The organism is Myxococcus sp. AM011, assembly GCF_013372595.1.
GTDB classification, from domain to species: domain Bacteria; phylum Myxococcota; class Myxococcia; order Myxococcales; family Myxococcaceae; genus Myxococcus; species Myxococcus eversor.
The window spans coordinates 1-20,699 of sequence record NZ_JABXEM010000043.1; the positions used below are offsets into that span (position 1 = coordinate 1).

The 20,699-nt window shown below is 70.2% G+C and carries 19 protein-coding genes; 17 read left to right on the forward strand and 2 right to left on the reverse strand.

Features of this window, described 5'->3' with window-relative positions; all coding sequences use genetic code 11:
* The first annotated feature begins 270 nt into the window (after positions 1–270).
* The 13 genes from HUW62_RS11690 to HUW62_RS11750 all read left to right on the forward strand — a co-directional run bounded on the left by HUW62_RS11690 (position 271) and on the right by HUW62_RS11750 (position 15,064).
* The gene (locus tag HUW62_RS11690; protein WP_240356248.1) at positions 271–558 is read left to right on the forward strand and encodes a hypothetical protein; all 288 of its coding nucleotides are present in this window, start codon (positions 271–273) and stop codon (positions 556–558) included.
* Between the two features lie 182 nt (positions 559–740).
* On the forward strand, positions 741–1,424 hold the full coding sequence (locus tag HUW62_RS11695; RefSeq protein ID WP_176434461.1) for a phosphoribosyltransferase: 684 nt from the start codon (positions 741–743) through the stop codon (positions 1,422–1,424).
* A 119-nt stretch (positions 1,425–1,543) separates the two neighbouring features.
* Positions 1,544–3,667, forward strand: a complete 2,124-nt coding sequence (locus tag HUW62_RS11700; RefSeq protein ID WP_176434462.1) for a PAS domain-containing protein — start codon at positions 1,544–1,546, stop codon at positions 3,665–3,667.
* On the forward strand, positions 3,664–5,025 hold the full coding sequence (locus tag HUW62_RS11705; protein ID WP_176434463.1) for a sigma-54 dependent transcriptional regulator: 1,362 nt from the start codon (positions 3,664–3,666) through the stop codon (positions 5,023–5,025). The genes HUW62_RS11700 and HUW62_RS11705 overlap by 4 nt, the downstream gene beginning before the upstream one ends.
* Before the next feature lie 109 nt (positions 5,026–5,134).
* Positions 5,135–5,509, forward strand: a complete 375-nt coding sequence (locus HUW62_RS11710; protein WP_163864513.1) for a response regulator — start codon at positions 5,135–5,137, stop codon at positions 5,507–5,509.
* A gap of 32 nt (positions 5,510–5,541) precedes the next feature.
* Positions 5,542–7,383, forward strand: coding sequence for an OmpA family protein (locus HUW62_RS11715; protein WP_255203381.1), 1,842 nt, complete (start codon positions 5,542–5,544; stop codon positions 7,381–7,383).
* Complete coding sequence (locus tag HUW62_RS11720; RefSeq protein WP_176434465.1) at positions 7,380–8,555, forward strand: FecR domain-containing protein; 1,176 nt, start codon at positions 7,380–7,382, stop codon at positions 8,553–8,555. The genes HUW62_RS11715 and HUW62_RS11720 overlap by 4 nt, the downstream gene beginning before the upstream one ends.
* 89 nt (positions 8,556–8,644) lie before the next feature.
* Positions 8,645–9,982, forward strand: a complete 1,338-nt coding sequence (locus HUW62_RS11725) for a CHASE2 domain-containing protein (protein WP_368670390.1) — start codon at positions 8,645–8,647, stop codon at positions 9,980–9,982.
* An 88-nt stretch (positions 9,983–10,070) separates the two neighbouring features.
* Complete coding sequence (locus tag HUW62_RS11730) at positions 10,071–11,867, forward strand: diguanylate cyclase (protein WP_176434467.1); 1,797 nt, start codon at positions 10,071–10,073, stop codon at positions 11,865–11,867.
* Positions 11,868–11,903: 36 nt separating this feature from the next.
* Positions 11,904–12,503, forward strand: a complete 600-nt coding sequence (locus HUW62_RS11735) for an aspartyl/asparaginyl beta-hydroxylase domain-containing protein (protein ID WP_176434468.1) — start codon at positions 11,904–11,906, stop codon at positions 12,501–12,503.
* Entirely contained in the window at positions 12,493–12,699 is a 207-nt protein-coding gene (locus HUW62_RS11740) for a Nif11-like leader peptide family natural product precursor (RefSeq protein WP_176434469.1), read from the forward strand. Before HUW62_RS11735 ends, HUW62_RS11740 begins: the two co-directional genes overlap by 11 nt.
* Positions 12,696–13,718, forward strand: coding sequence for a sulfotransferase family protein (locus HUW62_RS11745; protein WP_176434470.1), 1,023 nt, complete (start codon positions 12,696–12,698; stop codon positions 13,716–13,718). The genes HUW62_RS11740 and HUW62_RS11745 overlap by 4 nt, the downstream gene beginning before the upstream one ends.
* 221 nt (positions 13,719–13,939) lie before the next feature.
* Complete coding sequence (locus tag HUW62_RS11750; protein ID WP_255203382.1) at positions 13,940–15,064, forward strand: DUF3103 domain-containing protein; 1,125 nt, start codon at positions 13,940–13,942, stop codon at positions 15,062–15,064.
* Positions 15,065–15,112: 48 nt separating this feature from the next.
* Here HUW62_RS11750 and HUW62_RS11755 read toward each other — a convergent pair whose 3' ends face one another.
* On the reverse strand, positions 15,113–16,078 hold the full coding sequence (locus HUW62_RS11755; RefSeq protein ID WP_176434472.1) for a ribokinase: 966 nt from the start codon (positions 16,076–16,078) through the stop codon (positions 15,113–15,115).
* Between the two features lie 173 nt (positions 16,079–16,251).
* Complete coding sequence (locus HUW62_RS11760) at positions 16,252–17,094, reverse strand: GC-type dockerin domain-anchored protein (RefSeq protein WP_176434473.1); 843 nt, start codon at positions 17,092–17,094, stop codon at positions 16,252–16,254.
* Positions 17,095–17,348: 254 nt separating this feature from the next.
* Here HUW62_RS11760 and HUW62_RS11765 point away from each other — a divergent pair, with 254 nt between their 5' ends.
* From HUW62_RS11765 to HUW62_RS11780, 4 genes are read left to right on the forward strand one after another with little or no spacing between them, the layout of a single operon-like run.
* Complete coding sequence (locus tag HUW62_RS11765) at positions 17,349–18,032, forward strand: TetR family transcriptional regulator (RefSeq protein WP_176434474.1); 684 nt, start codon at positions 17,349–17,351, stop codon at positions 18,030–18,032.
* A complete protein-coding gene (locus tag HUW62_RS11770; RefSeq protein ID WP_176434475.1) occupies positions 18,029–18,826 on the forward strand; it encodes a malonate decarboxylase subunit alpha in 798 nt (265 codons plus the stop codon). Before HUW62_RS11765 ends, HUW62_RS11770 begins: the two co-directional genes overlap by 4 nt.
* Positions 18,823–19,563 carry a CoA-transferase subunit beta gene (locus HUW62_RS11775; protein WP_163864492.1) on the forward strand — a complete coding sequence of 247 codons (741 nt, stop codon included), beginning with the start codon at positions 18,823–18,825 and terminating at the stop codon, positions 19,561–19,563. The genes HUW62_RS11770 and HUW62_RS11775 overlap by 4 nt, the downstream gene beginning before the upstream one ends.
* Before the next feature lie 45 nt (positions 19,564–19,608).
* Positions 19,609–20,646 (forward strand): alcohol dehydrogenase catalytic domain-containing protein, encoded by a 1,038-nt coding sequence (locus HUW62_RS11780; RefSeq protein WP_163864491.1) that lies wholly within the window; start codon positions 19,609–19,611, stop codon positions 20,644–20,646.
* Positions 20,647–20,699: the final 53 nt, after the last annotated feature.

Here is a 20,699-nt window from a genome sequence, read left to right on the forward strand (position 1 = left end):
CCCCCAGCCCCCCGAGCCCCCAAATGGCTGCCTTCATGTCGTGCCTCCTGTTCGATTTTCGATGAACCCCATCCGGGGAACGTGAAGGCGCTCGTGCCGCGGTGCAGCAGCCACGGGACGGAGGCTCCAGGCCCCGAGGGGACGCTCGCCACCCCTGAGCCCATGAGGGCCCAAGGCCCTGCTTGAGACCTGTCCGGGGCGGTGCCCGCCTGCCCGGGCGTGCACAGGTTGAGCGGGCGGATAGACGACCTCTTCAGGAGCACCCCACGCATGCCGACGCAGCAACCGCCGATTCCCGGATTGCCCACGCCACTGCCGCCCACGCGCGAGCCGACACCCAACAACCCGGTGAAGGAGCCCGACCCGAGGACGCCCCAGCGGGAGCCGCCAGGCCGGCAACCGCCCGAGGAGGAGCCTCCTCAGCGCAATCCACCGGAAATCGAGCCGCCGCTCCCGCCGGACATCACCCCTCCGGGCATCCACGACCCACCGCCTCCAGGGCAGCCGGGGGGCATGCCCACCATCATCGCGAGCGACTCCGGCACCAAGGCCCCCTGACCGCCAGGCGGCCGTCCCGCCGGGAGCCCCTCGCGAAGGCGCTCCCGACGGGCGGACCTCGGGAGGCCCTCGCCCCTGCTCGTCCGACGAGCGGTGAGCGGGGCGGACCGATTCTCCCGCGCGCTTCGTGGCCAGCTTTGCCGGGAGAGATGTGCCAGGAGGCAGCAGACAAGGAGCTTCACATGCAAGGCCCTCTGTTCCAGGACCGCTTCACCGCGGGCCGAGTCCTCGCGGAGCGTCTCGCGCATCATGGCCATCGCCCGAACACGCGGGTGTTGGCCCTGCCACGCGGCGGCGTCCCCGTGGGCTACGAGGTGGCACGGATGCTGGGCGCGCCCCTGGATGTGTTCATCGTCCGCAAGCTGGGGACTCCCGGTCACGAGGAGCTCGCGATGGGCGCCATCGCCACCGGCGGCGTGCGCGTGCTCAACCCCGAGGTGATTGACGAGGCGGGCGTCCTCCCGGAGCAGATCGACGAGGTCGCCGAGCGAGAGGGCCTGGAGCTGCGGCGTCGCGAGGCCCACTACCGCCAGGGCAGGCCCGCGCTGGACGTGCGCGGACGCAACGTCATCCTCGTGGACGATGGACTCGCCACCGGCTCCTCCATGCGCGCCGCGGTGACAGCGCTCCGTCAGCTGGGGCCCGCTCGCATCATCGTCGCCGTGCCCGTGGCACCGCTGGAGACGTGCGAGTCGATTGAAGCGCTGGCGGACGAGACGGTGTGCGCGCGGACCCCGGAGCCGTTCTTCGCGGTGGGCCTCTGGTATCGACAATTCGAGCAGACCTCCGACGAAGAGGTGCGGGCCCTGCTGGAGCGCGCGGCGCGCGAGACGGGGATGCACCAGGAGCAGCCGGGTCCCGCGTGAGCCTGGCGGGCGCGGAGGACCCGCCCCCTTGCTCACCGAACGACGGAGGCACCCGTCCCCAGGCCTGGCGGCGCGGTGCCGAGCGCGATTCCGGTTAGGCTCGCGCTCCTCACACCCCCATGCACGAGTTCCCCACCCGTCGTCAGATGCTGCTGGCCGTCCTCATGGCCACCGCGCTCGCCGCCCTCATCGAATGGGCGTGGGCCAGCGCGGATGCGGCGAGTCCCCTTCCCCGCGTCCTCTCCACCGCGGCGCTTGTCATGGCTTGCGCCGGCACGCCCGCGCTGCTGCTCGCGCACGCCCGGGAACGCACCCGCCGCGAGCGCGACGCCGCCCTGCGCAGCGCCGGTGACTCCAGCGCCCTGCGCGACGCCATCATGGACGTCACGCCGGTGGGCTTCGCCTTCTTCGACCGCAACCTGCGCTACATCCACGTCAACGCGGCCCTCGCCGCGATGAACGGCCTGCCCGCGGGCGGACACCTGGGCCGTCACGTGACGGAGGTGATGCCGGCGCTGGGGCGGATGCTCGCGCCGCGGCTCCAACGCGCGCTGGAGACGGACGCGCCCGTCCAGGACACCTGCCTGGAGGTGGAGACTCCCGCCGCGCCGGGCGAGCCCCGCTTCTGGTTCGGCAGCTACTCGCGCGTGCGAGGCGCTGGCGGCGAGGTCCTCGGCGTCATCGCCGCGCTCTCGGAGCTGACCGAGCGCATGCGCGCCGAGCAGAGCCTCCAGGAACACGAGGGCCTCCTCGACGTCCTCACGCGCTCGCTGCCCGACTACCTGTGGGGCGGCAAGCTGCGCGACGGCGCGCTGCGCGAGTTCTACTGCACGCCCGTCATCGAGCGCACCACCGGCTACCCCGCCTCGGCCTTCGCCGAGCCCGGCCCTGGCGGAGGCCCTCCGCCGCTGTGGGCGGAGATGATCCACCCCGAGGACCGCGCTCGCTACCGCGCCCGAATCGAGTCTCTCGCGCCCGGCTCCGAGGTGGAGCTGGAGCACCGCCTCATCTGCGCGGATGGGCGCGTGCGCTGGGTCCGCAGCCGCGCGGCGGCCTCCGCGAAGGACAGCCAGGGCGAGCTGCACGTGGGCTGCGTCGTCACCGACATCACCGACCGCTACCTCGCGGACGAGCTGCGCCAGCGCCTCCACGAGAGCTTCCGTCGCTCCGCCCAGGAGTGGCGCCGCACGTTCGACGCCGTCACCTCGCCGCTCATCGTCCTCGGCGCGGACGGCACCATCCAGCGCCTCAACGCCGCCGCGTGCATCCTCTTCGGCGGGTTGGACCCGTCCGGTCAGCCCCTGTCCACCGTCGCCAGCGAGCCACCGTGGTCCAGCACGCTGCCGCTGGTGGAGGAGCTCCGCCGCACGCATGGCAGCCTCACGCGCGAGGTGAAGGACGCGCGCTCGCGGCGCACGTGGGAGCTGTCCGCCGCGTGGGTGGACGAAGTGGGCGGAGAGGACTCTCGCATCATCGTCGTCGCCACCGAGGTGACGCGCCTGCTGGAGCTGCAGGCCAGCCTGCGCCGCAGCGAGACGATGGCCGCGATGGGCGCCATCGTCGCGGGCGTGGCCCATGAAGTCAGAAACCCGCTCTTCTCCATCTCCGCCGTGGTGGACGCGGTGGAGGCCACCATCGGAGCCCGCACGGAGATGGCCCCGTACCTGGACGTGCTGCGCGGCGAGGTGCGCCGGCTCAACCACCTCACCCAGGAGCTGTTCGAGTATGGCCGCCCCACCCGGGGCGAATGGGTGGAGGGCCCCGTGCGGCCCGTCGTCGAGGAGGCGCTGGCCGCGTGCGCGCTCACCGGAGAGCAGTCCCGCGTGACGGTGACACGGACGCTCGATGAGACCCTGCCGCCGGTGCGCATGGACTCGCGGCGGCTGTTCCACGTCTTCCGCAACGTGGTGGAGAACGCCGTGCAGCACTCGCCCGCGGGCACCACGGTGAAGGTGGCCACCGCGCAGTTGGAGGAGGAGGGCCGCGCCTGGGTGCGCTGCACCGTGAGGGACGGCGGGCCGGGCTTCCGCGAGGAGGACCTGCCCCACGTCTTCGAGCCCTTCTTCAGCAAGCGCCGGGGCGGCACGGGACTGGGGTTGTCCATCGTCCAGCGCATCCTGGAGGAACATCAGGGCGTCATTCGCCTGCGCAACCATCCGGAGGGTGGCGCTGAAGTCACGCTGCTGCTACCAGCGGTGTCCTCGCCTTCCGTCAGCATGCACCTGGACTCTCTCGCCTCATGACTCGAACCCGCATCCTCCTCGTGGACGACGAGCCCGGCGTCCGGCTGGGCATGAGGGGCTACCTCACCGCCCACGGCTTCGACGTGGACGAAGCCCAGAGCCTCGCCGAGGCCCAGGAGGTCTTCCGCACGCACCGCCCCGACGTCGCGGTGGTGGACTACCGACTCACGGACGGCACCGCGCTGGAGCTGCTGCCCCGCCTCAAGGAAATCGACGCGGCCGTGCCGCTCGTCGTCCTCACCGGCCACGGCTCCATCGAGCTGGCCGTCCAGGCCGTCAAGGAAGGCGCCGAGCAGTTCCTCACCAAGCCCGTGGAGCTGGCCGTCCTCAAGGTCGTGCTGGAGCGACTGGTGGCGCAGCGCCGCGAGCGCCAGCGCCTGCGCGCCGACCTGTCCCGCACCGCCCGCGCCACGGTGGACCCCTTCCTGGGCACCAGCGCCGCAATCCAGGGCCTGCGCGCCGAGGCCGAGCGCATGCAGCACAGCGACAGCCCCGTGCTCGTCACCGGTGAGACGGGCAGCGGAAAGAGCGTGCTCGCGCGCTGGTTGCACGAGGGCGGCCCGCGCGCGGACGCGCCCTTCGTGGACCTCAACTGCGCGGCGCTGTCGAAGGACCTGCTGGACTCGGAGCTGTTCGGCCACGAAAAGGGCGCCTTCACCGGCGCGGTGGCCGCGAAGCAGGGTCTGTTGGAAGTGGCGGACCGGGGCACGCTGTTCCTCGACGAGATTGGCGACATGGACCTGGCCGTCCAGCCCAAGCTCCTCAAGGTGTTGGAGGAGAAGCGCTTCCGAAGGCTCGGTGACGTGCGCGACAGGCGCGTCGACGTGCGCCTCATCGCCGCCACGCATCAGGATTTGAACGTCGCCACGCGCGAGAAGCGCTTCCGCAGCGACCTCTACTTCCGCGTCAGCACGCTCATCCTCCACGTGCCCGCCCTGCGCGAGCGCACCGAGGACATCCTCGTGCTGGCCCGCCACTTCCTCGCGGAGATGGCCGGCGCGCGCGGACGGGGCGGCGTGGGACTGCAGCCCGACGCGGAGGCCGCGCTCACGCGCTACCCCTGGCCCGGCAACATCCGCGAGCTGCGCAACGTGCTGGAGCGCGCCGTGCTGCTGTCCGGCGGCGGCCCCCTGTCCCGGGGAGACCTGCGCTTCGAGGCCTCCACCGACGAGGCCCGCGTCGAGGACGACCTGACGCTGGAGGAGCTGGAGCGCCGCCACATCGAACGCGTGCTGCGCCGCGAGAATGGCCACGTCGAGCGCGCCGCCCTCCGCCTCGGAATCCCCCGCTCCTCCCTCTATGAGCGGCTGAAACGTTTGGGAATCAACAGATCTGGATTCCAGAAGTCGGATCCGTGATCTGGAAAACCCCGCCTCCGTTGGGGGGAGGTGGGCCCGCAAGTGCCGGAAAACTCGGCGAGGACGGGTGAAATGGACCCCTGGCCCCTGACTTGCTCACGGCCCGCGCGTGTCCCAGAACCTCCTCATCGTCGACGACGAATCCGCGCTGTGCTGGGTGCTGGGTCAGTTCTTCGCGAGCGCGGGGTATCGCGTGGACTCGGCGCAGGCGCTGGATGAGGCGCTGGGGCTGATGACGACGGGCCGCTACGACCTGGTCATCAGCGACTTGCGGTTGAGCGGCACGCAATCCGAGGAAGGTCTGGTGTTGGCGGATTTCGTGCGCCGCTTCACGCCGGACACGCGGGTGGTGCTGCTCACGGCGTTCGCCTCGCCGGAGCTGACGGCGCGGGCCCGGGAGTTCGGGGTGGACCTGGTGCTCCCCAAGCCGCAGCCCCTGCCCTCGCTGGCTCGCCACGTCTCGCAATTGTTGGCGGCACGTTGATGTGGCCCAGGCCCTTCTGGCACCGTCGGGCCATGCGAGTGCATTTTCACCCCCTCCCTCCCGCCTCTCGCGGGCGGAGCACGAGGACCCTGGCGCGGCGCGCGGCTGACGTCGGAAGTTCCCTGACGCTGGCGCTGCTCGGTGCCCTCCTCCTGACGACGGGCACGGCCCGAGCGCAGGTCCAGGCCTCCCAGGCCATCGACGTGCAGCAGTACAAGCCCGGGCCGGGCGCCTACGACGTGCTCGGCCTGCATGGCGCGCGCGTGGGCAAGCACCTGGATTGGAACCTGGGGCTGTCGGTCAACTACGCGGAGGATCCCCTCAACCTGTTGGATCCGCGTCGCGACGAATTCGTGTATCGCATCGTCGACAGTCAGCTCTCCGTGGACCTGATGGGCGCGGTGGCCCTGTTCGACCGGGTGGAGCTGGGCGTGTCGCTGCCCCTCACCACGACGACGTCGCAGCCCGCGACGGCCATCTCCCCCACGCTGGCGAACGGCGCCGCTGGCACGGGCGTGGGTGACCTGCGGCTGGTGCCGAAGCTGCGACTGCTGTCGACGGAGGGTGGCCTGCACCTGGCCCTCGTCGCCCCGGTGACGCTGCCCACGGCGGGCGCGGCGGACTACCTGGGCGCCAAGGGGCTCACCTTCCAGCCGAGGCTCGCGGCCGAGTGGGTGGGTGACTCGCTGCGCCTGCTGGCGAACGTCGGCGTGAATCTGCGCGGCGAGCAGCAGTTGCGCAACCTGCGCGTGGGCAATGAATTCACATACGGCGTGGGCGCGGAGGTGCCGCTCACGCAGAAGCTGTCCGTCGCCGCGACGCTGGCGGGCGCGCTGGGGCTCAAGGAGTCCAACTCCGAGGAGCGTCCACTGGAGGCGCTCGGCGCGGTGAAGTACCGCGTCACGAAGGAGCTGTCGGCGCACGTGGGCGCGGGACCGGGCCTCACGCGAGGCTACGGGACGCCGGGCTTCCGCCTGCTCGGAGGACTCGCCTGGACTGCCTCGTCGCCCGCGGCCACGTCCCCGTCCCATTGCGTGCTGGGGCCCGAGGACTTCGATGGCTTCCAGGACGACGACAACTGCCTGGACCCGGATGACGACAACGACGGCATCCTGGATGGCCCCGACGTGTGCCCCGGCGAGCCGGAGACGTTCAACGGCTATCAGGACGAGGATGGCTGCCCGGACGCGCTGGACGAGCACACCGCGCCCACGGGCACCGGCTCCACTCCGACGCAGAGCACCCCGCTGACGCTGGCGCCCCCGGCGGTGGACACCGATGGCGACGGGCTCATCGACACCGAGGACCGCTGCCCCATCGAGCCCGAGGACATGGACGGCTTCGAGGACACGGACGGCTGCCCGGACCTGGACAATGACCGCGACGGCGTGCCGGACGCGGTGGATGCCTGCCCGCTGGAAGCAGAGACCATCAACGGCGTGAAGGACGAGGACGGGTGCCCCGACAAGGGCAAGTCCAGCGTGCGGCTGGAAGGCTCGCGCATCGTCATCCTCGAGAAGGTCTACTTCGCCACTGGCAAGGACGTCATCCTGCCCAAGTCGTACAGCCTGCTCGCGCAGGTGTCCGCGGTCCTCAAGGCGAACCCGCAACTGGAGCGGGTGCGCGTGGAGGGACACACGGATGACCAGGGCTCGGACACGAGCAACCTGGACCTGTCCCAGCGCCGCGCGAACAACGTGCGCGAGTTCCTGGTGAAGTCCGGCACCGCGCCGGAGCGCCTGGAGGCGGTGGGTTACGGCGAGGCGAAGCCGGTGGAAAGCAATGCGACGACGCGGGGCCGGGAGAACAACCGCCGCGTCGAGTTCAACATCGTGAAGACCGCCGAGCCCTCGGCGCGAGAGGCCACGCCATGACTCGGACCCTTCCCTGGTTGATGGTGTTCGCCCTGTCGGGCTCCCAAGCCTGGGCCCAGGACGCGGCACAGGGTGACGCGTGCGGCGGCCTGCGCTTCGTCAACGGCCGCATGGAGCTGGGACGCAAGCTGGAGCCGAAGGGGCCCGCGACGGAGGCGTGCTTGAAGCACGTGGCGGAGGCCCTCGCGTCGCGACCCGCCATCCGCTCGGTGACGGTGGCCGCGCGGCTGCCGGACGCGGAGCGATTGGATGGACAGGGCCTCGCGGTGGCGAAGGCCGCGGCGGACGTGCTGGTGTCCGCGGGCGTGGCGCGCACGCGCGTGTCCGCGGTGGCACCTCCGGCGGTACCGGGAGAGCCGGGCCAGCTCCAGCTCGCCTACGTCGAGCGTCCCGCGCAGCCCCGCGTGGCCCAGGTGCGCGCGGCCAGTGGAGAGGTCTCCGCGGGCTCTGGCCCCGACAGTCTGCGGCCCCGAGGCGTGGGGGACTCGCTCTACACGGGGGAGCTGTTCCAGACGAGCAAGGACGCGAGCGCGGAGCTGGAGCTGGCGGACACCAGCCGGGTGCGGGTGACGGCGGACAGCCTGCTGCGCCTGGGTGCCATCGAGCTGGGCGCGAACTCGAAGCGCGTGGTGCGGCTGGAGCTGATGCGCGGCACGGTGGAGACGGTGGCCGCGCCGGGCGGCGAGGGCTCCGTGTTCGAGGTGCGCACGCGAGGCGCGGTGGCAGGCGTGCGGGGAACGCAGTTCCGCGTGTCGGCGCAAGAGGACGGCGGCAGCCGCCTGGAGACGCTCGAGGGCAAGGTGGCGCTGGGCGCGGACCTGGGCGAGGTCGAGGTGGCTGGAGGCCACGGCTCCCGCGTGCTGCCCGGTGCCGCGCCGGAGGCACCCCGGCCGTTGCTTACCGCGCCGCTGCTGAACGGGCCGCGAGGAGGCAGCTTCACCACGCCGCCGAAGCTGGAGTGGTTCACGGTGGCGGGCGCGAAGACGTACCGCGTGGAGCTGGGCCGGACCGCGGACTTCGCCGCGAGCGTGCGCACGTACGAGGCGCAAGGACAGGCGTTCACCGTGCCGACGGACCTCACGGGCAAGTGGTTCTGGCGCGTGCTTCCGGTGGATGCTGATGGTTTCATCGGCTTCCCCTCGAAGATCTTCGCGTTCGACCTCCGCCCCTGAGCCCACTGATGCCTCCGAGCCCCGAGTCACCCGCGCGTGGTGTCCGCCTCCCTCGCCCATCCCCCGCGATGTGGCGAGGACTGGCGGGAGTGGTGGGGCTCGCGCTGGCGGGAGTGACGGCGGTGACGGGGGGCGCGCCAGGGCTGTTCGAGCGCGCGCTGTATGACCAGGCCGTGAGTCGGCTCCTGCCGGGAGTCCCTCGGAGCGCGGACCTGGTGTTGGTGGAGGTGGATGACCGGGCGTTGTCCGCGCTGGGCGAGAGGTGGCCGCTGTCACGCGCGACGTGGGCCCGGGCCTTTCGCGCGATGGCGACCCAGCGTCCCGCGGCGGTGGCGGTGGACGTGGTGTTCGACCAGCCCGGCTCACGTGATGCGCTGGAGTTGGGCGAGGACGTGCTGGGGGCGCTGCGCGACTCGGGCCTCGCGGACCAGCCCGCGGGCGCGGCGCTGGTAGCGGACCTGGAAGCACGGCTGCATGCCCAGGACGGGGATGCCCGGCTGGCGGAGTCGCTCGCGGAGAACGGCACCGTCATCCTGGGCGCCGCCGCGCTCACCGAGGACGTATCGATGATGCCGCCGCTCGTGGACGGGGCGCTCGGCTCGCCGTTGCCGCTGCCCGTGGACTCGCTGCGACTGCAGGCCCTGGAGGTCGCTGGCAGCATCGCCCCGCTGCGGATGGCGGCGCAGGGCAGCGGCACATTGAACATGCTGGTGGACTCGGATGGCGTCATCCGCCGCTATCCCTACGTCGTCGGCGTGGACGGGCACGTCTGGCCCTCCCTGGCCCTCGCCACCGCGCTGCGCCTGATGCCCGAACAGTTCGAGTCGCTGCTGCGTCGGGCGACCGTCGACGACGGCGCGCCGCTGATGCGCCTGCCCGCGCCGGACTGGCTGCCCCGGGTGAGCCTGGCGGATGTGCTCCAGGCGGATCCGCGCTCGGTGGGACTGGACCTGGCGCTGCGAGGCAAGACGCTCTTCGTGGGAGTCACCGCGACGGGGCTCCATGGCCAGAGCACGCTCCCCGGGCAGGTGGCGGTGCCGGGCGTGGAGATTCACGCGTTCGCATTGGACAACCTGCGCGCGGAGCGGATGATGCGCTCGTCGGGGTTCGTGGCGCTGGCGGGCCTGTTGGAGACGGCGGTGGTGGTGCTGCTCTTCGGCTGGCGGTGTCGACGCGCGCGCACGCTGCGCGCCGTGGCCCTGACGGCGCTCGGGTTCGGCGTGCTGCACGTCGGGCTGGTGGGCTGGCTCGCGGCGGACTTCGGCTGGGTACTGCCGTTGATTCCGGCGTGCGTGGGGCTGGGGCTGATGCTGCTGGTGGACTCGGCGGCGCGCACGGAGGAACTGGGCCGTCAGCGGGGCGCGCTGCGTCGCCTCTTCGTCCGCTACCCCCAGGCCGCCCCCGTGCCTCCAGGAGAGTCCCGGTAGGTCCTCCTCCACTGATGACACCCGGGCAACCTGACGGGTGCGGGCCCTGTAACCGGTGAGCCGCCATCCGTGGCAGCATCCGTGAAACATGGCCCGCTATGCCCTCATCGCCGAGCCTGACCCACACCGAGCCGCTGGCCTGCTTGCCCTCGTCGCCGGAGAGGGATTGGAGGGTGTGCTCGCTCGGGATGGCGCGGAGGCGCAGGAGGTGGTGCGACAGCGCAGCGCCCCCGCCCTGCTCCTCACGGACCTGGCGCTGCCGCGTGTGGATGGCTTCTCGCTGTTGACCTGGCTGCGCGAGCGCCAGGACGCGGAAGCCACGCAGGTGGTGGTGGTGACGGCGTTCGACGAGCTGCGCGTGCGGGCGTGGCAGCTCAAGGACACGCTGGGCATCCACTCGCTCTTGAGCCGCCGTGCGCCCGTTGAGGCGGTGCGGGACACCGTGCGTCGCGTCCTCGCGGGCCAGCGGCCCCTGCCCTCCACGCCCGCGGAGAGTTCGACAGACGACGAGCGCCAGCGACTGGAGCGCATCGAAGCGATGCGACTGGTGGACGAGGGCCCGCCCGAGACGGAGCTCCAGGAGCTGGTCACCGAGGTGGCGCAGGCCTTCGCCGTGCCCGTGGCGCTGCTGACGCTGGTGCTGGGAGACCGGCAGTGGTTCAAGGCGCACGTGGGGCTGCCGCATGCGCTCGCGCGAGACAGGGGCACGCCCCGGGATTGGGCCTTCTGTCACCACGTGGTGATGGGCCGCGAGTCGCTGGTCGTCCCGGACGCCACGCGCCATCCCGTGTTTCGAGACAACCCGCTGGTGCGCGACGGCATCGTCGGCAGCTACGCGGGGGCTCCGCTGGTGACGCCGAGTGGAGAAGTCCTGGGCACGTTGTGCGTCATCGACACGCGGCCCCTCGTGCTCGGCACGGAGGACCTGGCCGCGCTGCGCGAGCTTGCCCGACGCGTGGCGGGAGACCTGGAGCTCAAGTCCCGCGCGCGGATGGAGGCTCGGGACCTGGGGCGCTCGCGACAGGAGCCCTCGCGCTCGGAGGTCGCCGCGCTGGCGCACATCCGCGACGCCATCCAAGCGCTCGACGTGGCGACGCTGCTGGTGGCGCCCGGACGGCAACCCTTCGCGGGCAACGCCGCGCTGTCGGAGATGCTGGGCCTGCCGCTAGAGGGCATTCCGAAGCTGACGTTCGACGCCTTCCGTCAACACGTGGCGGGACTGACGGCGGACCCCTCCGGCCGCTCGCTGCTGCTCGACCTCGCGTCGGAGTCCTCACGGGGACTGCACCTGACGCTCTCGCTGGAGCACCCGCGTCCGCGAAGGATTCGCTGGGTGGCCCGGCCCTTCCCCATTCCAGGCGGAATCGCGCAGCTCCTCACGCTCTCCGAGTTGGGGGGCACCTCGCCCCGGGATGACCGTGGGCGGATGCTGCGCGTGGATGCGCTCACGGGGTTGGCCACGCGGCGCGTCGGCGAGGAGCGCCTGCTGCGGGAGATTGGTCGCTGCCGTCGAGACGGCGCGCCGTGCGGTGTCCTCCTGGTGGATTTGGTGGGACTGGGCCGGCTCAACCTGCGGCAGGGCTTCGACGTGGGAGACAGCGCGCTGCGCGACGTGGCGCGGCGGCTGGAGGACGTGGGCGCGCCGACCGGCTTCGCGGTGCGCTGGGAGGGAGGCTCGCTACTCGTGGCGCTGCCGGGCCAGGATGCCGAGGCCACGGAGGCCGTGCGCGCCCGGCTCCATGAGGAGCTCGGGTCCTTCGAGCTCCACAGCGCCGTGGTGGCCGTCGCGGGTGAAGAGGACCCTCGCGAGACGCTGGCCCGAGCCCACGCGGCCCTGGCGCGAGCGAAGGCCGAGTATCGAGCCAGGGCGGGCACCCCGGGCTGAGCCGAGGGACAGGGGAACGGTGTAGAACTCCACCGCATGGCCCCTTCACCCGTGCCCGACCGGCTCCGACTGCCTCTCTCCTTCGATGCGGCGCGACTGCGGGACGAACTGGCGCGACTGCCCGCGGAGACGTGGGTGCCGCACTTCAACACCCGCTATTACGAGGGCGACTGGAGCGGCGTGCCGTTGCGCTCCGTGGGTGGCATGGAGGGACGGCTCTACCCCGACCCCACGGCACGGCAGAGCTACGAGGACACACCGCTGCTCGGGCGCTGCCCCGCGTTTCGCGAGGCGCTCGCGGCGTTCCAATGTCCCATCGGCTCGGCGCGACTGTTGAAGCTCGCGGCGCGGGCGAATATCCGCGAGCACACGGACTACAACCTGGGCTTCGAGGACGGCGAGGTACGCCTCCACATCCCCATCGTCACGCATCCCGACGTGGCCTTCGTCCTCGCGGGCCAGCGCGTGGACCTCCAGCCCGGCGAGTGCTGGTACCTGAACTTCAACCTCCCCCACCGCGTGGACAACTTCGGGGACACGGACCGCGTGCACCTGGTGCTCGACTGCGTGGTGGATGATTGGCTCCGTGAGGTCTTTGCACAGGCCATGGCTCCTGGCGGCGCCCGTGTCGCGTGAGGGCTTCGAGCGCTTCCGCCAGCACGTCCTGGAGGACCTGTCGCTCCAGGAGGCACTGCGAGCTCCAATGGAGGTATCGGCCTTCCTCGCGCTGGCGACCCGCCTGGGCGCGGAGCATGGCTGTCACTTCAGCGCGGAGGAGTTGAAGGACATCATCCGGGATGCGCGCCGGAGCTGGCTCGGAGACTGGGTATGAGCCTCGCGCCGGATGACGCGCGACTGGAGGGCTGGATTCCCGCGCGCATCCGTGTCGATGGGGAGGTGCCTCGCGTCGACTGGTGCCACCTGGGCGACAAGCGCTTCACGGACCCGTTCTTCGACGAGACGCTGGAGCGCAGGCTCCGCAACCCGTTCGCCCTGCTCTTCCGACACCAGACGTCGATGGAGACGCTGGTGGCGCGGCAGGCCGTAAGGCCGGGGTTGCCCCTCAGGGGCCTCGTGTTCCACATGTCCCGCTGTGGGTCGACGCTACTCGCGCAGCTCCTCGCCGCGCTGCCTCGCCACATCGTGCTGTCTGAAGCGAGCCCCGTGGACGTCGTCCTGCGCATGCACCTGCGGCTTCGACACGTCACCGACGCGCAGCGAATCGAGTGGCTTCGCGCGGTCGTCTCGGCGCTCGGTCAGCGGCGGAACCCCGAGGAAGAGGGCGTCTTCCTCAAGCTGGATGCGTGGCACGTACTGGAGCTGCCGCTGCTCCAGCAGGCGTTTCCCGGAGTGCCGTGGCTGTTCCTGTATCGAGACCCGGTGGAGGTCATGGCCTCACATCAGAAGCACCGGGGCGCGCACATGCTGCCCGGAGTGCTGGAGTCAGCGCGCTTCGGCCTGGACGCGGCGCGTCGTTCGGAGTTGTCGCTGGAGGAGTATGGCGCCCGAGTGCTCGCGCGACTCTGCGAAGCGGGGCTGCGGGCATATCGCGAACGCCAGGGGCCCGCGCGACTGCTGAACTACCGTCAGCTCCAGGACAGCGCCGTGTCCCATCTCGTGGACCTCTTCAAGCTGGAGCCAACGGCTTCCGAGTGTGCGCTACTGGCCGACGCCGCAGCGCGCGATGCGAAGAACCCCGTGGTGCCGTTCGAGGATGACACCCAGGACAAGGCCCGGATGGTATCCGACACCTCCCGCACGATGGCCGAGCAATGGGTTCGCGAGGTCTACGACTCACTCGAAGCCGAGCGCCTGCGCGACGCCGCCCCGCCCGACAGTCGTGCTCGTTGAGCGCATCAGACGGATAGGGGTGCTGAAGAGATACACGCGTGTCGCAACCGAAGGGATTGACTGACTCAACATGCTGTCAGTTGAGACCCGCTTCACCGTGGAGGGCGTTCGACTTCGGAGTGTGGGCTGTGCTCAATTGTGTCTGGGACAGACTCGCCGTGCGCCTACGGCGGCTGGCCCATCACCCCCACCACCGGAAAAATCCAATGAAACGGATAGGGATGGTCGTCGCGCTGCTCCTTTGCCTCAGCGAAGCCAACCAGGCGCGAGCCGCTGCCTTGAATTCAGCGGCGTTGCGCGAACGCATCAGCGTGTCGTTGGCCGCCGACAAACGCGAGCTGGCGCTGACTCTGGCGAAGCAGGACGCGGTGCTGCGACGGGACCTCGCCTCTCGCCTGAGTCGTGAGAACCTCGCGGTGGATTTGAAGCAATGGCTGAGCACGGCGTCGGCTCCGGCCTCTGTCTCGGCCGTGGTGGGGCGAGCGGACCTGACCATTCGCCAGCGCAAGGGCCTGGAGCGCGAGCTCGACAGCCTGTTGCAGCTTCGTCTCGCCAGTGCGTCCATGCTGGCGGCGCTGAAGCAAGGCGTTGAGCCCCTCTACGCGTACGAGCCGGATGGGAATGACTCCCAGTGGCGATTCATCGAGGCCTTCGACCGCAGTGGCGGCGTGCATCGCCTCGACGTGCGCCAGATGCCCGACCGACCGGTGCTGGTGGTGGACATCGACTCGCGCAAGGACCTGGCCGCCGGAGTGAAGCTGATGCGAGAGCGCCTCGTGGCCCTCGGCCAGCGTCCCATGCCGTCGCTCCAGGCCGCCAGCGCGTCGGCGACCAGCACGCCGGTGACGATGCTCGACCGCATCTACCTGAACGACGACGAGGAGCCGTGGATCTCCGGCGACGCGGAGGTCTATGCCATCGTCAACGGTGTTGACCCCAGCCGCGACGAGCCGCAATTGGATATCGTCGACATGCCCTATCTGGATACAGACGGGAGGACCTATTCGCCAAACCAGGTCCTGATCTTCTGGGACCGCTACCGCTGGGCGGCGGCGAACGTGATCCTCATGGAGCACGACGACAACACCAACTATCAAGAGCTGGTGAGCTATCTGTTCACGATCGCGAGCCAGATCCTGACGGCCGTGGGCCATCCGGAAATCGCCGCCCTGGTGGGCCTGGGCAGCGAACTGGTGAATCGCATGCCTGGTGAATGGTTCAGCAACGACGATGACTACGTCGATTCGTACTACACCCTGGAGAAGAACCATACTTACACCAACTACGGCGGAGCACGCGGCAACGCGGTGGTGTCTCTGAGACCGTATGAAATCGCGGGCCAGTAGCAGGGCGTAGGCAACGAGAGGCGAGCTGTCGCTGGCGGAGCCCCCTCCTCACCAGGAGACGGGCTCCGGAGACAGCGCCAGCGAGTCGATGCGCGCCATGAACGACACCACCTGATCGCGGTTGGGGAACCCAGACATGGCCCCCAGCCGCATGGTGGCCAGGGCCGCTGTCGCGTGAGCGAAGCGCGCCGCGTCGGTGAGCGAGCGCCGTTCGCCGAGGGCGACACAGAGGGCCGCGGAGAACGCATCCCCCGCGCCCGTGGTGTCCACCCAATCCACGGGCAGGTTCGGCAGCCACAGCTCGCTCCGGGTCCCCAGGAGCAGCGTCCCCTGGGGCGCCGCCACCACGGCCGTGCCCACGCCTCGGCGCAACAGGTTCTCCGCGGCCCTGCGCGCGGAGTCGCGGTCCACGACTTCGAGTCCCGTCAGCACCTCCGCCTCCGCGTCGTTGAGACGAATGACGTGAACCGCCTCCAGCAGCTCTTCCGGCAGGGTGCTGGGCGGCGCGGGGTCCAGGACGACATGCGTGCCGGCGGCGCGAGCGACGTGGACCGCCGCGATGACCGCGCCCAGCGGGACCTCCAGTTGGGCCAGCAGCACATCCGCGCTGGAGATGCGGTCCTCCGCGGCCAGCACATCGGCGACGGTGAGCCGCCGGTTGGCGCCCTCGGCGGAGAGGCTCTGCCTCCGTCCGCCCTCATCCACCATCTCCATGACGACGCCCGTGGAGAAGCCCGGGTCCCTGGCCACGGCGCCAGTCTCCACCCCTTCCCCCACCAACTGCTCCAGCAGCGCGAGCCCCCGGGCATCCATGCCCACGCGGCCCAACAGCGTGGAGCGAGCGCCCAGTCGGGACGCGGCCACGGCGGCGTTGGCGCCCTTTCCGCCCAGGCTCTCCAGGAAGAGATGCCCCTCCACGTTCTCTCCGACGCGCGGGAGCCGAGGCCCCTGGACGAGAAAGTCCGTGTTGATTCCACCGACCACGAGGATGTCAGCCTGTCGACGTGGAGCCATGACTGTCGTCCCCTTCCCCTATCCACCACCCCGGATGGCATCAAGGTACGCATCGAGTCAGGACCGTGTCCTGGCTGCGCGACCTGTCGCTCCAACCCCTGCCTGCCTCCACGAAAAGAGGCGGGCCCCGCAGCCCCGGAGCCCGCCTCGAAGTCATCACCCGCTCAGCGTGCTCAGCAGCCGCGACCGTGCGCCAGCATGAACACATCGTGGTCCGCGCGGTTCACCACGCCATTGCCGTCGATGTCCGCCGTCGCGTTGCCCGCGTTCCAGGCGCTCAGGAACGCCGCGCGGTCCACGCCGTCCACCACGCCATTCGCGTTGAAGTCCGAGGCGCAGAACAGCCGCAGGTTCACCGCCCACGAGCCTGACGCCGTGCCATGCCCCTGCTGGGCATCCACCAGGGCGGAGACGTCGCCCTGGAACGTGTACGGCCCCGCCGGCATCCAGCCCGTCTGCGACAGCGACTCCGTTTCACCCCCGCTGATGTCAATCGACAGCACCGGCGTCCCGCTCTCCATGTTCGCGATGTAGAGCAGGCTCGAGACACCGCCGAAGGGCTGCCCCGAGGTCGACGCCGTCGACGTCGCCGTCGCACGAGCGGTCACCACATAGCGCGCGCGGCGGTTCAGCTCGAACGTCAGGTACATGTCCGCGTTGCCCACGCCCTGCCCGCGCGCGGAGGAGTCGTTCGCCAGGCCCTCGGCGCTGGCGGAGACCGACGCTTCAATCTGCCGGTCGGTGATGCGCGAGGACTGGGCGCCACTGCCCTTCGCATTCACGCGGCTCGGAGAGCCCTCGTACTGGGTGTTCGCATCCAGCGAGATGTTCTCGTTGAAGGGCGCGAAGGCCGTCGTGTTGCGCGAATCCGAGTCCACCACGTGCGTCACCGCATCCACCGCGGAGATGCTCGCGGACACCGAACGGCTGCCCTCAATCGGGGTGATTCGCTGAGCTTCGGCCGACGTGGCGAACATCAAAGGAACGGCTCCAGCCCACAGCAGGGAGAGACGCATCGGGACCTCCAGGGGGTGTGACGAGAAGGTCCGCGACGTTAGGGCGCCTGCCCGACAACCGTCGCAACGAGCAGGTCGCTCCTTCCCCGAAGCTCCAGCTCACCCGCAACCCCCTGAAACTCCTGACGCTTCTCCGCTCGGCCTCCGCCCTACACGCCGCCACGCGCGTTGACACACTGCGTTTTCGCGTGCTACCTACCGGTCGGTAGGTCGTGGATTCGGGAAAACTTACAGTCCATCAAGACGAGGGACATGTGACGACGAGCGGACGGAAGCCGGATGAGGGCGAGCGCTACAAAGCCATCCTGGAGACGGCGGCGCGGCTCATCTGCGAGCGCGGCTACGAAGGCACCTCGATGCAGGAGATCGCCGCCGCGTGCCGGATGACGAAGGCGGGGCTCTACCACCACATCCAGAACAAGGAGCAGCTGCTCTTCGCCATCATGAACTACGGGATGGACCTGTTCGAGGAGCAGGTGCTCTCGCGCGTTCAGGACATCGCGGACCCGGTGGACCGTCTGCGCGCGTGCATGCGCCACAACATCCTTCTGGTGACGCGCGGATGGAGCAAGGAGGTCATCATCATCCTCCACGAGCACGCCACGCTCACCGGTGAAGCGCGCGCGTTCATCGACAACCGCAAGAAGCGCTACGTCGACTTCCTGGAAGAGGCCTTCTCGCAGGCCGCGCAGCAGGGACGCATCCGTCCGGTGGACCCGACCATCGGCGCGTTCTCGTTCCTGGGCATGGTGCTGTGGGTCTACAAGTGGTTCAAGCCCGACGGGCGCCTGTCGGACGAGCAGATCGCCGACGGCATGGTGGACCTCCTCTTCCCGCCCATCGTCGCCGCCGCGGTCGACGGGCAGCCCGGTGTCTCCTCGCTGCGAGTGGTCCCCCGCGCCGCCTCAGGCTCCGGCTCCGGAACGGAGGAGCCGTGAAGACCGCGCGCTGGTGTTCCCTGGAGGAAGCCGTCGCGTCGATTCCCGACGGCGCTTCGCTGGCCACGGGCGGCTTCATGCTCGGCCGCGCCCCCATGGCGCTGGTGATGGAGCTGATTGCCCAGGAGCGTCGCGGGCTGCGCCTCATCTCCCTGCCCAACCCGCTGCCCGCCGAGCTCCTCGTCGCGGGCGGCTGTCTGGCGCACCTGGACATCGCCTTCGGCGCGCTGAGCCTGGAGGGCCGCGTGCGCCCCATGCCCTGCATCAAGCGGGCGATTGAGCAGAACACCCTCTCCTGGCGCGAGCACGACGGGTATCGCGTCGTCCAGCGGCTGCGCGCGGCCTCCATGGGGCTGCCCTTCATCCCCGCGCCGGACGCGGATGTGTCGGGCCTCGCGAGCGCGGAGCCGCCGCGCACCGTGGTGGACCCATTCACCGGTGAGAGCGTCCCGGTGGAGCCCGCGTACTTCCCGGATGTCGCGCTGGTCCACGCGCGAGCGGCGGATGAGCGCGGCAACCTCTTCATCGAGGACCCCACCACGGACCTGCTCGTCGCGGGCGCCGCGCGGCGGGTGATTGCCACGGTGGAGGAGCGCGTGAAGCGCCTGCCTCGCGCGACGATTCCCGGCTTCCAGGTGGACCGCATCGTCCTCGCACCGGGCGGCGCACTGCCCACCGGCTGCACCGGACTGTATCCGCACGACGACGACATGCTGTCGCGCTACCTGGCGCTCGCGGAGACCGGCCGTGAGGCGGAGTTCCTCGCCTCGGTGAAGACGCGGAGGGCGGCATGAGCGCCACGTTCGACCCCACTCCCGCGGAGACCGTGGTTGCCCTGCTCGCGCTCCAGATTGAAGACGGCGCCGTGGTGGCCACGGGCGTCGCCTCGCCGCTCGCCATCCTCGCCATCGCCGTGGCCCGGGCCACCCATGCGCCAGACCTGACGTACCTGGCCTGCGTGGGCTCGTTGGACCCGGACATCTCCACGCTGCTGCCCTCCTCCGAGGACCTGGGCTACCTGGAGGGCCGCTCGGCGGAAATCACCATCCCCGACTTGTTCGACCATGCGCGGCGCGGTCGGGTGGACACCGTCTTCTTCGGCGCGGCCGAGGTGGATGCCATCGGCCGCACCAACATGACGGCCAGCGGAAGCCTCGCGCGACCCCGCACGAAGTTCCCGGGCGTCGCGGGCGCGGCGACGCTGCGGCAGTGGGTGCATCGGCCCGTGCTGCTGGTGCCTCGCCAGTCGCGCCGCAACCTGGTGCCGGAAGTCCAGGTGGCGACGACGCAGGACCCGCGCCGCACGGTGCGCCTCATCTCGGACCTGGGTGTCTTCGAGCTGGGCGCCTCCGGTGCTCGGTTGACGGCTCGCCACCCGTGGGCCACGGCGGAGGACATCGCCGAGCGCACCGGCTTCGAGTTCACCGTGGACGAGGCCCTGCCCGTCACGTCGCTGCCGGATGCCCGCACAATCACAGCCATCCGTGCGTTGGACCCTCGCGGATACCGCGAACAGCTCGTCGGTCGCTGACCCTCGACACCACTCGTGTCTGGAATTGCTCTCGGAGGTATGGAGATGAAGGCTGTTGTTCTGCGCAGTTTCGGTGAAGCCGGGAATTTGAAGATGGAGAACGTCCCGGTACCCACTCCGGGCCGGGGCGAGGTGCTGCTCAAGGTGCACGCATGTGGCGTCTGCTATCACGACGTCATCAACCGCCGAGGCAACCTGCCCCGCACCAGCGTCCCCGCGATTCTCGGCCACGAGGCCGCTGGCGAAGTCGTGGCGGTGGGTCCTGATACGCCAGGCTGGAAGACAGGCGACCGCGCGGCGACGCTGCAAAGGCTGTCATGTGGCGAGTGCGGGCTGTGTCGCAGCGGGCGAAACAGCTTGTGCAAGGGGGACAATCGCTTCTTCGGCGAGGAACTGCCCGGCGGCTACTCGCAGTTCATGGTGGCGCCCGTCGCGGGCCTGGGCCGGGTGCCCGCCTCGCTGCCCTGGGCCGAGGCGGCCACGGTCTGTTGCACCACGGGCACGGCGGTTCACACGCTGCGCACGCGGGGCAAGGTGCGGGCGGGTGAAACAGTGCTCATCACCGGCGCCAGTGGTGGCGTGGGCATGTCCGCCGTGCAGCTCGCCAGGCTGGATGGCGCGCGCGTCATCGCGGTGACGTCCGGCGAAGCCAAGGTGAAGCCGCTGCGGGATGCGGGTGCGGATGAGGTCATCCTCTCGAAAGGATTGGATTTCGCGGCGGAGGTGCGCAAGCGAACCAGCGGTGCGGGCGTGGACCTGGTGGTTGAAATCGTGGGCAGCGCCACCTTTGACCAATCATTGAAATGCATCGCACCCGGCGGCCGGCTCGTCGTGGTGGGCAACCTCGAATCGGGACTCGTGCAAATCAATCCCGGGCTTGTCATTGTCAAAGAGCTGGAGATCATCGGCGCGTACGCCACGAACCAGGCGGAGCTGGATGAGGCGCTCCGGCTGACCGCCACCGGTGGAGTGCGACAGTTCGTCACGGACACGGTGCCGCTGGCTGAAGCGGCCCGGGCCCATTTCCGGCTGGAAAACCGAGAAGTGGCGGGCCGGCTGGTGCTGGTCCCCCCCGAAGCCTGAGCAGCCGTCGAGACAGCAACCGGGGTTTGAGGCACGAATTGGAAGCGAGGAGT